The following is a 12524-nucleotide window of genomic DNA, read 5'->3' on the forward strand; positions in this document are numbered from 1 at the left end:
GTCGACGACCAGATGATGGTCCGCGAGGGGTTCTCCGTGCTGCTGAACGCCCAGCCGGACATCCAGGTCATCGGGGAGGCGGTGGACGGCCGCGAGGCGGTGCGGCAGGTCGCGGCCCTCAACCCGGACATCGTGCTGATGGACATCCGGATGCCCGAACTCAACGGCCTGGAGGCCACCCGCGAGATCGTCGCCGCCGACGCGGACGCCAAGGTGCTGGTGCTGACCACCTTCGACCTCGACGAGTACGTCTACCAGGCGCTACGGGCCGGGGCCAGCGGCTTCCTGCTGAAGGACGCCTCGGCGCGCCAACTGGCGGACGGGGTGCGGGTGGTGGCGGCCGGGGAGGCGCTGCTCGCGCCGACCGTGACGAAGCGCCTCATCCAGGAGTTCTCCCGCCTCGGCACCCCGCGCACCCCCACCCAGGACCGCGTCGCCGACCTCACCGAGCGCGAGACGGAGGTCCTGGTGCTGGTCGCCCAGGGGCGCTCCAACTCCGAGATCGCGGTGCGGCTCGTCGTCGCCGAGTCGACGGTGAAGACGCATGTCAGCCGCATCCTGGTGAAGCTGGGGCTGCGCGACCGCACCCAGGCGGCGGTCTTCGCGTACGAGGCGGGGCTGGTGACGCCGGGCGGCTGAGGCGACGGCGGCCCCGGGACGGGACCGCGAACCCGCGCCCGTACGCCCGCCCGGGACCGTGAACCCGCGCCCGTAAGCCCGTCTCCCGGCCCGTACGCCCGCCCGGCCCGCACCCCCGGTGGGGCGGCGGTGCCGTGGCGGGGTCACTGCAGAAGCCGCGCCACGATGCGGTCGAGCGCCTGGATGTCCTCCGGGGGCAGGTCGAGCATGGCGTCGGGCGGGATGGACAGGATGTCGGTGGCGCGGGCGGCCGCCGCCTCGCCCTCCTCGGTGAGGCGGACCAGTTTGGACCGGCGGTCGGCGGGGTTGGCGATGCGCTCGGCGAGGCCGCGCCGCACGAGGTCGTCGACGATGACGGTGGTGTAGGGCGGGTCGCTGCCCATCCGCTCGGCCAGTTCCCGCAGGGGGATCGGACCGGAGCGGAGCCGGCGCAGCGCCCTGACGCGGCTGAAGCTCATGCCGAGGGCTTCGGCGACTGCCTTGCGGCGGTTGTAGCGCTCCATCAGGAGCGTGCTCATCCCCTGCCAGGCCCGGGCGGCCGCCCGGGCGGTGGAGTCGTCCCCCTCGTGGGGCCCGTCGGCATCAAGACGCTCCATCAGGTGCTCACTGTCTCCTTGTTCCCCGCGGCCTCCGGAGTCTCCTCTGAAGCGAACCGCTCCGCTGTGCGCTGGGCCGTTGCCTGGGCCCAGCGGCCGGAGGCGAGCGTACCTATGACCACCACGGCGGCGCCGCAGCCGGCGATGATCCACCATGCCGTGCGGCCCGCGTCGGTGAGGGCCGCCGGGTTCGCGTACGCCTCGCCGGCCATGAGGGCGCCGATGACGGCCACGCCGAGGGACTGGCCGACCTGCCGGCTGGTGGAGGCCACCGCCGCCGCGACGCCGGCCTGTGCGCGGGGCATCCCCGTGATGGCGGTGTTGGTGATGGGCGCGTTGACCAGGCCGAAGCCGGTGCCGAAGAGCAGGTACGCGACGACCAGTACGGCCGTCGGCAGGTGGGCGGAGTAGGTGAGCGCCTGGAGCACGGCGCTCGCGGACAGCGCCGTCCCGGCGAGCAGCAGGGGGAGCCGGGGGCCGCGCGAGGCCACCATGCGGCCGGACAGCGGTGCCATCAGCAGCGCCATGACGGCCATGGGCAGCATGAACAGCCCGGCGTGCAGCGGGTCGAGGTGCCGCACGTTCTGGAGGTACAGGGAGCTGACGAACAGGAAGCCGCCCAGCGCGGCGAACGCGGCGATCGCGTTCACGGTGGCGCCCGCGAACGGCGCGGAACGGAAGAACCGCAGGTCGATGAGGGGGTCGGTGCGCCTCGGTTCGTACCAGAGGAGCCCGAGCAGCGCGCACAGCGCGGCGGCCGCGCTGCCGGCGACGAGGGGCGAGGTCCAGCCGCGCTCCGGCGATTCGATGATCGCGTAGGTGAGGGCGACGAGCAGGACGACGATGAGCGCCTGGCCGATCGGGTCCACTCGGCGGGGCCGCGGCGCCCGCGATTCCGGTATGAACTTGCGGGCCAGGAACAGGGCGGCCACGCCGATCGGCACGTTGATCCAGAAAATGGACCGCCAGCCGGCCGACTCCACCAGCGCTCCGCCGGTGATCGGCCCGGCGGCCATGGTGATGCCCACGACGCCGCCCCACACCCCGATGGCGCGGGCGCGCTGCCGGGGTTCGGTGAAGGTGTTGCTGATGATCGACATGGCGACGGGGTTCAGCATCGATCCGCCGACGGCCTGGAGCATGCGCGCGGCGACGAGCCAGCCGAGCCCGGGGGCGAGGCTGCACAGCAGGGATGCCGCGCTGAAGATCACCAGCCCGGCCTGGAAGACGCGGCGGCGGCCCACGCGGTCGGCGGTGGAGCCGGCGAGCATCAGCAGGCTGGCCAGTACCAGCGTGTAGCCGTCGACCGTCCATTGCAGCCCGGACACGGAGGTGTGCAGATCACGCTGGATGGTGGGCAGGGCGACGTTCAGGATGGTGTTGTCGAGGCTGACGATCAGCATGCTCATGCAGCAGATGGCGAGCACGAGCCATGGTCGTCGTGGGGTTGCGTCTGGCATGGTGGGACTCCATTTAGTTGTGTCAGTGACATTATTGTAGGTGACACAACTAAATGGCGAGCTATCGAGGGAGGCCCAGCCGCCGCCGGGTCGGCCGCCGCCGGGCCGGGCGCGAGCTCACAGTCCGGCGATGTCGCCCTTGGCCCTCAGCAGCGTTTCCCGGGTGATGACCACGATCCGTTCGTAGTCGGCGCGGCCCGCGTCGGGGGGCAGGGCGTCGTCGAGCTCCGCCGTCATGTCCGTGCCGATGACGGCGAAGCGGCCGTCGTTCAGCTCGAAGAGGTCCGGGCAGCTTGCGTTGCCGAGGCTGCCGCGTTCGGACGGGGTCGCGCCCAGTCGCCTTGAGATCCAGATAGTCATCACACGTTCAACGACCACTGTCCCCAGGCGTCACGGGCGCTCCCGGCCGGCCGCCCGGAGCGGTTCGAAGCGGCCCGGAGCCGGTCCGAAGCAGCCCGGAGCCGGTCCGCGTCACAGGCCCGGAGCCGGTCCGGACCGGCCCGTAGCAGCCCGCGTCACAGGCCCGGCCCGTCCGGCGACGCGGTCACCGCCGATGCCGCCTGGGCGTCGGCCTGCAGGATCGCCTCGTCCACGAGCGCGGCGAAGCGGGCCTCCTGCGAGGCCGGGTCCATCTCCGCCCGCAGGTTGCGGGCCGCCTCCCAGTAGCCCCGGAAGATCTCGGTCCCGGTGATGTAGCGCAAATGCCCCAGGACTTCGCGGTCCGTCACCATGCCCAGCTGGTGCGCCAGCATGAAGTGGCAGTACATGAGATTGGCATAGGTGTATTGCCGGTTCCGTTTCACCGAGAGCCCGGGGGTGTACTCCGGCCACGCCTTCGCCAGATCCGGGTGCTCGATGCTGATTTTGAGCAGGTCCATATGGAGGCGGCGCAGGTCGGCCTCCGCGCTGCGGTGCAATTCCCCGGCCGACCGGCGCAGCTCCTCGCGCTGCAACTCCAATTCGGTGCGCTGGAGCTGCATTTCCTGGCGCTGCAAGGACAACTCCGCTCGCTGGAGCGTCGTCTCGTCCCGCTGGAGCCGGAGCGTCTTCGCCATATAGAAGAGCACCAGCACCGCGCTGGACGACGCCGCGGCCCCGTATGCCTGCCCCGCGTTGCCGCTGCCGGTGGTGCGCAGCCCGGGTACGAGCGTCATGGCGATGCTGAGCGCGGCGCACACCGCGCCGGCCGCCAGCACCGACCCCAGAACCCTCAGCGCGCGCCGCGCTCCGCGGGAATCCAGTCGATCCACGAGATACCTCCGTGCCGGATACCGGCCGCCCGAGACGGTGTTCCGCTCGTCCGTCGGTAAAGGTGTCTCCCCGCGATGGGGCGGGTGCGTGGGCCGTCCCCTGGATCGCTGGTGGCCTTCTGCCCGTTGCGCGCGGCGGCAACCCCGCGTATTCGCCGCGCAATTGGCGCCGGCCTAAGAGGGGCGCAGGGGCGAGCCGCACGAGATCAATGGGTGATCAATGGGCGGGCAATGGGAATTCACCACTCCCGGTGCGTGAGGTCGCCGGTTACGCTTCCGGAGCATGAGCGAAGCCCTCGCGTTCGCCCCCTGGTCGCCCGAGTTCGCGGCGGACCCGTATCCCGGCTACGCCGAACTGCGCGAGCGGGGGCGCGTCCACTGGTTCGCGCCCTCCCGGCAGTGGCTGGTGCCTGGCTATGACGACGTACGCGCCCTGCTGCGGGACCGGCGGCTCGGACGTACGTACCTTCACCGCTTCAGCCATGAGGAGTTCGGCCGCAGCGCGCCGCCCGACTGGCACGAGCCGTTCCACGCCTTGAACGACAACGGGCTCCTGGACCTGGAGGCGCCCGATCACACGCGGCTGCGCCGCCTCGTCTCCAAGGCGTTCACGCCCCGCACGGTCGAGCGGCTCGCCCCGTACGTCGAGCGGACCGCCGACGAGCTGGTCGCGGGGCTCCTCGCCGACGGCGGCGGCGACCTGGTCGCGACGGTCGCCGAACCGCTCCCCGTCGCCGTGATCGCCGAGATGCTGGGGGTGCCCGCCGCGGACCGCGGGCTGCTGCGCCCCTGGTCGGCCGCGATCTGCGGGATGTACGAGCTCAACCCGAGCGAGCACAGCGCCCGCGCGGCGGTAGGCGCCTCGCTCGAATTCTCCGCGTATCTGCGCGAACTCATCGCCGCCCGGCGCGCCGACCCCGGCGAGGACCTGATCAGCGCGCTGATCGCGGCGTACGAGGAGGGCGACCGGCTCAGCGAGCAGGAGATGGTCTCCACCTGCGCCCTGCTCCTGAACGCCGGGCACGAGGCCACGGTCAACACGACGGGCAACGCCTGGCTGGCGCTCTTCCGCCACCCCGGGCAGCTCGCGGCGCTCCGCGCGGACCCCGGTCTGCTGCCGGGCGCGGTGGAGGAACTGATGCGCTTCGACACTCCGCTGCACCTGTTCGAACGCTGGGTGCTCGACGACATCGAGGTCGCCGGTACGCACCTGCCGCGCGGCAGCGAGGTCGCGCTCCTCCTCGGCTCCGCCAACCGCGACCCCGCGCGCTTCGAGCGCCCGGACGCCCTCGACCTCACCCGCCCCGACATCGCGCACCTCAGCCTCGGCGCGGGCATCCACTACTGCCTCGGCGCACCGCTGGCCCGCCTCGAACTGGCGGCGTCCTTCGGCGCGTTGCTGCGCCGCGCGCCGGGCCTGCGGCTGGTGTCGGAACCTGTGCGGAAACCGGGCTTCGTGATCCGGGGGCTGAAGGAGATGCTGGTCGAACCAGGGTGACCAGGGAGTGCGAGTGCGGCGCCGGACTCCGCTACAGGTCCGGCGCCGCACGTTCGGGGAGGCACGTCCGGGGAGGCACGTCCGGGAAGGCGCTGCGGTGGCCGCCGCGTCAGCCGACGTCCCGCCGCCGCAGCCCGTACAGCCCCGCCGCCGTGAGCATCGCGGCCAGCGCGGTCAGCCAGAGGAACGGGCTCGCGGAGCCCACCGGGCCCGGCAGCTTGGGCAGGTGGCCGAAGGGCGAGAGGTCCATGACCCACCGCGGGGCGTTGACCACCGGGCCGAGCCAGCCGACGGCCAGGGCCACCCCGACCACGCCCCACGCGGCGGCGGCCAGGCGCGGGAGCGCGCCCGCGAGCAGGACCGTGAGCCCGGTCAGCGCCCAGACCGCCGGGGTCTGGGCGAGGGCGGCGGCCAGTACACGCGGGAGCTGGCCGCTGATGTCGTGGGCCGTCGCCCCGTACGAGAGGCCCATGGCGAGGCCGCCCGCCGCGAGGACGGCGACCGTGCCCGCGAACGCGATCACCAGATGGCCGGCGGCCCACCGCAGCCGGCCGACGGCGCAGGCCAGCAGCGGTTCGGCGCGGCCGCCGGTCTCCTCGCCGGTCAGCCGGAGCACGGAGCCCGTCGCGTAGAGGGCGGCGACCAGGCCGAGCATGCCGGTGATGGCGGCGAGGAACGCGTCGGTGAGGCCGGCCTTCCCGTGGCTGCCGCCCAGCCGCTCGAACATCTCCAGCGTCTGCCGGTTGTCGCCCACGATGTCGGCCGCGCCGTGCGCGATGGACCCGAAGACGGCCCCGGCGAAGACGAGCCCGGCCGCCCAGCCGAGGAGCGTGCCGCGCTGGAGCCGCCAGGCCAGGCTGTACGGGCCCCGGAGCGCGGTGCCCGCGGTGGCGGGGCCGGGCCGGGTGGCGAGGAGGCCGGCGCCGAGGTCGCGGCGGGCGGTGAGGGCGTACGCGCCGAGCACGGTCGCCGCCGTCAGCGCGAGCGGCAGCAGCAGCACCCACCAGCGGTCGCCCGTGTACGGCCGGACCTGCTCGGGCCAGCCGAGGGGCGAGAGCCACACCAGCGGCGACCGGCCCTGCGCGGCGGAGGCGTCCCCGGCCGCCCGTACCGTGAAGGCCACGCCGATCACCGCCGCCGTGATCCCCTTGGCGAGCCGGGCGCTTTCCGTGAGCTGCGCGGCGACGGCGGCGACGCCCGCGAAGACCATGCCGGTGGCGCCGACGGCGAGGCCGAGGGCGAGCGCGCCCGCCGCGCCCTGGCCGATGGCCGGGAGGCCGATGGCGATCAGGGCGGCGACGAGCACGTTGGCGGCCAGGGCGGTGGACAGGGCCGCGGTGAGCGGCGCGCGGCGGCCGACCCCGGCCGAGGACAGCAGTTCCTGGCGGCCGCTCTCCTCTTCCTCGCGGGTGTGGCGCACCACGATGAGCAGGCTCATGACGCCGGTCAGGGCTGCCCCGAAGCTCATCATGCGCCAGGCGGTGAGCGCGCCGACCGAGTCGCCGAGCACCGGCCCGTACAGCGCGCGCAGCGAACTGTTTACGGACATCGACCGAGCGAAGTCGGCGCGCTCCGCCGCGGTGCCGTAGAGCTTCTTGAAGGACAGCCCCGTCGAGATGACGGCGGCGGACAGCGCGTACACCCACACGGGCAGCATGATCCTGTCGCGGCGCAGCGCGAGGCGGGTGAGCGGCCCGGTGCCGGCGAGATGGGCGGCCCCGGGCCGGGCGAGGTGTACGCCCCCGGGCTTGACGAGGGTGCTCATCGGGCCGCCGCCCCGGTCCGTGGCGCCGCCGGGGCGTCGGTCTCGGGCTGGTAGTGGCGCAGGAACAGCTCTTCGAGCGTGGGCGGGGTGCTGGTCAGGGACCGCACGCCGGATTCGGTGAGCTGCCGCAGGACGGGATCGAGCTTGTCGGTGTCGACGTTCAGCCGGACCCGCTTGCCCTGTACGGACAGGTCGTGGACGCCGGGCAGTCCGGAGAGCCCGCCCGGCGGCGCGGCCAGTTCCGCGCTCACGCTCGTACGGGTCAGATGGCGCAGGTCGGCGAGGGAGCCGCTCTCGACGGTGCGGCCGGCGCGGATGATGCTGACGCGGTCGCAGAGCGCTTCGACCTCGCTCAGCACATGGCTGGAGAGCAGTACGGTCCGGCCGCGCTCGCGGGCCTCGGTGACGCAGCCCTGGAAGACCTCCTCCATGAGCGGGTCGAGGCCGGAGGTGGGCTCGTCCAGGACCAGCAGATCGACATCGGAGGCGAAGGCGGCGACGAGGGCGACCTTCTGGCGGTTGCCCTTGGAGTAGGCCCGGCCCTTCTTGGTGGGGTCGAGTTCGAAGCGTTCCAGCAGCTCCGCGCGGCGGGCCGCGTCGAGCCCGCCGCGCAGCCGCCCGTACAGGTCGATGACCTCGCCGCCGGAGAGGTTGCGCCACAGCGTGACGTCGCCGGGGACGTAGGCGAGGCGCCGGTGCAGCTCGACCGCGTCGTGCCAGGGGTCCCGGCCGAGCAACTGAGCGGCGCCCCGGTCGGCGCGGAGCAGGCCGAGCAGGACGCGGATGGTGGTGGACTTCCCGGATCCGTTGGGGCCGAGGAAGCCGTGTACCTCACCGGTTTCGACGGAGAGGTCGAGGCCGTCGAGCGCGTGCGTCCGGCCGAATGACTTGTGGAGACCGGAAACGCTGATTGCCGTCGTCATGTTTCTGAAGCTACGGTCTTTTCACAAACTTGTGAAGTTAAGGAAGTGTATAAACTTGGAGCGACGGCCTGGCCAGGGGAGATGATGCAGACATGGGCGAGCGCGACGTGACGGGTGCGGCACTGCGGGAGGAGACCGCTTCCGGGAGGGGCACCGCTTCCGGGACGGAAGGCACCGCTTCTGGGACAGAGGGGGCCGCTTCCGGGACGGCAGGGGCCGCCGGAGGCGGAGCGGGCCCCGGCGGTCATCAGCGGGACCCGGAGGCCGTCTCCCAGTTCGTCGAGCGGTTCGCCGGAGCGCTGACCGACGCGGGCATGCAGCGCATGGCCGCCCGCGTCTTCGTCGCGCTCCTCGCCACTGACACGGCCGCGCTCACCTCGGCCGAACTCGCCGAGCAGCTGAAGATCAGCCCGGCGGCGGTCTCCGGCGCGGTCCGCTACCTCACGAACATCGGCATGGTCGGCCGCGAGCGTGAACCCGGCTCACGACGGGACCGCTACCGACTGCACGACGGACTCTGGTACGAGACCATCACCCGCCGCGACCAGCTCGTCTCCCGCTGGGGGAAGCTGCTGAGCGAGGGGGCGCAGGCGCTGGGGCCGGACACGCCGGCGGGGGAGCGGGTGTCGGAGACGGTGGAGTTCTTCCAGTTCATGCACGACGAACTGCTGGGCATGCTGGAGCGCTGGCGCGAGCACCGAACGGCGAAGTTCGGGCCGCAGGCGTAAGGCCCGTCATCGCCTACGGACGTACGGGCGGCCTACGGGCCTACGGGCGGACGTGCGGGCGCGGGGCCGGGCGCGCGCGGCCCTTCCGCACTCCCCGGCCCACGCCCCCGTTCAGTCCTGCTGCCGGGGCAGCGTCAGCTGGAAGGCGTCCGGGAGGACGGTCCAGGTGCGGGTGCGCACGGGCCCGCCGACCACCGCGTCGGCGCGGTAGCGGAAGTCCGGCCCGGAGACCGTGACGGCGCGGGCGCGGGCCCGTATCCCGTCGTCGGAGAGCTTGCGGTGCACCACGACGTCGGCCAGCCCGTCCGCCGCCGAGGCGGACACCGTCACCCGCTCCACCGGCCGGTCCAGATCCGCCAGCAGCACCCCGTCGGCTTCCACCCGCAGTCGCTGGGCGGCGGGCGGGGGAGGGCGGCGGCGGGCGGACGCGGGGGTGGCGAGCAGGGTCAGGGCCGTACGCGCCGTCCGGGCGGCCGGTGTCCACCAGGGCTGGTGCTGATGCCGCCCGCCGCGCTGGTCGTCGTGGGGGGCGGGCGCGGCGCCCGGCCCGTCGCGCCGGTCGCCGTTCGCGCGTGAGCCGCCCGTGCCCGAGCCGCGCGAGCCGTCCGTACGCGGGCCGTCCGTACGCGAGTCGCCGGAGGGGGCCGCCTCGGGCACGTACGGCAGGTGGGGCGCGTGCGCGTCGTCGGCGGGCGCCTCGTCCTCCGCCTCGTACGGGCCGAACGCACCGCCCCAGCCGCCGCCCGACGGGATGCGCAGCCCCCCGAGGACCACGCCCCCGCTGTCGTCGACCAGCAGGTCGAGCCGCCGCTCCGCGCCGTCGAGCACCGCACGGGCCGCCGCCACCGCGCCCGTCGGCACGCCCAGCGCGCGGACCAGCGAGACCGAGGCGGCAGAGCCCACGGGGACCACCGCCAGCGTCGCCCCCGGCAACTCGCGCTGCCGGTGCAGCAGCCCCACCACCCGCAGCAGGGCGAGATCGTCGCCGATCACGACGGTCCGGCGATGGCCCCGGCGGGACAGCGCCCGCTCGACCTCCTCCGGCCCTTCGGGCAAGCAGATCTTGGTCGTGGCGGCCGCGCACAGCACGTCTTTCGCGATCCGTACGGACTCGCCGTCCACGCGGCGGGCAACGGGGTCGATGACCACGAGCAACGGGTGCGCGCCACTCGTGTGGGGCTCTGGAGCCGACACCTCGGTCCTTCCTCAGGTAGCATCTCGGTGCAAGAGCCCCTTGCGCTATTGCGCCAGGGGCTTCGTCTATTCCGGGGCACCGGTTCGACGGCTCTAGCGATGTCAGAAACCATCGCGCACGTTGGACATGCCCCGCCCGGAAGGGGTGTACGCCTGTGCCCGCACTTGTGCTGCTCGGTGCTCAGTGGGGTGACGAGGGCAAGGGGAAGGCCACCGACCTGCTCGGCGGCTCAGTGGACTACGTGGTGCGTTACCAGGGAGGCAACAACGCCGGCCACACGGTCGTCGTCGGTGACCAGAAGTACGCACTGCACCTCCTCCCCTCCGGCATCCTCTCGCCGGGGTGCACCCCGGTGATCGGTAACGGAGTCGTCGTCGACCCGGCGGTCCTGCTCTCCGAGCTGAGCGGACTGAACGAGCGTGGCGTCGACACGTCCAAGCTCATGATCAGTGGTAACGCTCATCTGATCACGCCGTATCACACGACCGTCGACAAGGTGACGGAACGGTTCCTTGGCAAGCGGAAGATCGGCACCACCGGCCGCGGCATCGGCCCGACCTACGCGGACAAGATCAACCGCGTCGGCATCCGCGTCCAGGACCTCTTCGACGAGTCGATCCTGCTCCAGAAGGTCGAGGCGTCCCTCGACTTCAAGAACCAGCTCCTCGCCAAGCTCTACAACCGGCGCGCGATCGTCGCCGAGCAGGTCGTCGAGGAGCTGCTCGGCTACGCCCCGCAGCTACAGGGCTACGTCGCCGACACGACGCTCATCCTCAACGACGCCATCGACTCGGGCAAGGTCGTCCTCTTCGAGGGCGGCCAGGGCACGCTGCTGGACGTCGACCACGGCACGTACCCCTTCGTCACCTCCTCGAACCCGACCGCGGGCGGCGCCTGCACGGGTACGGGCGTCGGCCCGACGAAGATCAACCGGGTCATCGGCATCCTCAAGGCGTACACCACGCGCGTCGGCTCGGGCCCGTTCCCGACCGAGCTGCTCGACGCCGACGGCGAGGCGCTGCGCGAGATCGGCGGCGAGCGCGGCGTGACCACCGGCCGCGACCGCCGCTGCGGCTGGTTCGACGCCGTCATCGCGCGGTACGCGACGCGCGTCAACGGCCTCACGGACTTCTTCCTCACGAAGCTGGACGTGCTCACCGGCTGGGAGCAGATCCCCGTCTGCGTCGCGTACGAGGTCGACGGCAAGCGCGTCGACGAGCTCCCGTACAGCCAGACCGACTTCCACCACGCGAAGCCGATCTACGAGAACCTGCCGGGCTGGTCCGAGGACATCACCAAGGCCAAGACGTTCTCCGACCTGCCGAAGAACGCGCAGGCGTACGTCAAGGCGCTGGAGGAGATGTCCGGCGCGCCGATCTCCGCCATCGGCGTCGGCCCGGGCCGCACGGAGACGATCCAGATCAACTCCTTCCTGTAGGAGTCTGTAGGAGTCTGTAGGGGCCGGTAGGGGCCTGTAGGAAACCGCGCACCCATATGCCCGCCCGCCCTTGTGAGAGGGCGGGCGGGCATATCAGTGCTGTGGAAGGGGATGCCCCGGCGGTTGCTCATCGGCCGCCCGAGCGACAGCGGCGGTTGGGCGCGGAGTTGTGCAAGGTGCGCGAGCGTGTGGGGCTGTCGGCGGCCGAAGTTGTTGCGGCGATGCGGCTGTTGCCGGTGAGCGGGTGCGGGTGCGGGTGCGTCTCGGGTCTGTGATCTGAAGGCCGGCAGCGGCGGGGCTGGTTCGTTCCTTGCCGCTCTGTTCGGGGCTGGTGTCACAGACTGCTGCCGCGTGGGGCGGTATTGGGGGTGGGTCGGGTGCGGGTTTCGTCTCGGACCCTTCGGGTCCAGAGCGCCGGCAGCGGGAGGGGAGGGGACGGGGCTGAGCTCGGTCCGCTGCCTGCGGCCCGGAGCGGGGTTGGGGTCAGAGAGGCTCGCTGCGCTTCGCCGCTGGCCGCTGCCGCGAAGTGGTCGTGGTGGGGACGTCGGGTGCGGGTGGTCTCGGGGTTGCGGCCTAGGGTTCCGGCGGCGGAGGGGGTGGCCCGGGCCGGTTGCTGATCGTCGCCCGGTCAGGGGCCGGGGTCGCAAGAAGCTCCGCTGCGCTACGCCGCCGGTTGCTGCCGAAGGGGCTCGTGCCCTACTCGTAGGTAGGGTGGACTTACCGCCAGGCAAAAGCGCCTTTTCGGACACGGAATCGGATGGTAAGTCCCCCTGTTGCCCGTTCAACCTAATAGATCGGGCATATCGGGCACATTTGGCGTCGGAGGAGGGTTTCCCCACCTCAGGGCCCTCGTTCTGCGGGCGGAAACCGCCCCCGGACAGCAAGCACGACCGAGGCGCAGCGCAGCGCGCCGCACCCCCTGCGGCTCGTCGCTGTGGATCACAGGCCGTGACCCACCCGCACCCGCACCCGCTCACCGGCAACAGCCACTTCGCGGCAGCAGCCAGCGGCGCAGCGCAGCGAGCCTCTCTG

Annotated in this window: 11 protein-coding genes; 4 read left to right on the plus strand and 7 right to left on the minus strand. The window is 72.5% G+C overall.

Annotated features, from left to right (window positions below):
- Positions 1–12 precede the first annotated feature (12 nt).
- Positions 13–639 (plus strand): response regulator, encoded by a 627-nt coding sequence (locus AC07AB_RS03720; protein WP_478559741.1) that lies wholly within the window; start codon positions 13–15, stop codon positions 637–639.
- Between the two features lie 143 nt (positions 640–782).
- Here the strand turns inward: AC07AB_RS03720 and AC07AB_RS03725 are convergent, their stop codons facing one another.
- The 4 genes from AC07AB_RS03725 to AC07AB_RS03740 form a co-directional block, all read right to left on the minus strand.
- Entirely contained in the window at positions 783–1235 is a 453-nt protein-coding gene (locus AC07AB_RS03725; RefSeq protein ID WP_478559385.1) for a MarR family winged helix-turn-helix transcriptional regulator, read from the minus strand.
- The gene (locus AC07AB_RS03730) at positions 1235–2695 is read right to left on the minus strand and encodes an MFS transporter (protein WP_478559388.1); all 1461 of its coding nucleotides are present in this window, start codon (positions 2693–2695) and stop codon (positions 1235–1237) included. Before AC07AB_RS03730 ends, AC07AB_RS03725 begins: the two co-directional genes overlap by 1 nt.
- Positions 2696–2812: 117 nt before the next feature.
- Complete coding sequence (locus AC07AB_RS03735) at positions 2813–3055, minus strand: hypothetical protein (protein ID WP_478559391.1); 243 nt, start codon at positions 3053–3055, stop codon at positions 2813–2815.
- 155 nt (positions 3056–3210) lie between these two features.
- Positions 3211–3945 (minus strand): DUF6082 family protein, encoded by a 735-nt coding sequence (locus tag AC07AB_RS03740; RefSeq protein ID WP_478559394.1) that lies wholly within the window; start codon positions 3943–3945, stop codon positions 3211–3213.
- A 283-nt stretch (positions 3946–4228) separates the two neighbouring features.
- Here AC07AB_RS03740 and AC07AB_RS03745 point away from each other — a divergent pair, with 283 nt between their 5' ends.
- A complete protein-coding gene (locus AC07AB_RS03745; protein WP_478559396.1) occupies positions 4229–5443 on the plus strand; it encodes a cytochrome P450 in 1215 nt (404 codons plus the stop codon).
- Between the two features lie 109 nt (positions 5444–5552).
- Here the strand turns inward: AC07AB_RS03745 and AC07AB_RS03750 are convergent, their stop codons facing one another.
- Entirely contained in the window at positions 5553–7208 is a 1656-nt protein-coding gene (locus tag AC07AB_RS03750; RefSeq protein ID WP_478559398.1) for an ABC transporter permease, read from the minus strand.
- Complete coding sequence (locus AC07AB_RS03755; RefSeq protein ID WP_478559401.1) at positions 7205–8131, minus strand: ABC transporter ATP-binding protein; 927 nt, start codon at positions 8129–8131, stop codon at positions 7205–7207. The genes AC07AB_RS03750 and AC07AB_RS03755 overlap by 4 nt, the downstream gene beginning before the upstream one ends.
- Positions 8132–8223: 92 nt before the next feature.
- On the opposite strand from AC07AB_RS03755, the gene AC07AB_RS03760 reads away from it, so the two are divergent.
- Entirely contained in the window at positions 8224–8859 is a 636-nt protein-coding gene (locus AC07AB_RS03760; protein WP_478559404.1) for a GbsR/MarR family transcriptional regulator, read from the plus strand.
- Between the two features lie 111 nt (positions 8860–8970).
- Here AC07AB_RS03760 and AC07AB_RS03765 read toward each other — a convergent pair whose 3' ends face one another.
- On the minus strand, positions 8971–10053 hold the full coding sequence (locus AC07AB_RS03765) for a diacylglycerol kinase catalytic domain-containing protein (RefSeq protein WP_478559407.1): 1083 nt from the start codon (positions 10051–10053) through the stop codon (positions 8971–8973).
- Between the two features lie 155 nt (positions 10054–10208).
- Between AC07AB_RS03765 and AC07AB_RS03770 the strand changes: the two genes are divergently transcribed.
- Positions 10209–11492, plus strand: a complete 1284-nt coding sequence (locus tag AC07AB_RS03770) for an adenylosuccinate synthase (RefSeq protein ID WP_478559410.1) — start codon at positions 10209–10211, stop codon at positions 11490–11492.
- Positions 11493–12524 lie beyond the last annotated feature (1032 nt).

It is taken from the genome of Streptomyces sp. NPDC044033, from assembly GCF_056434425.1.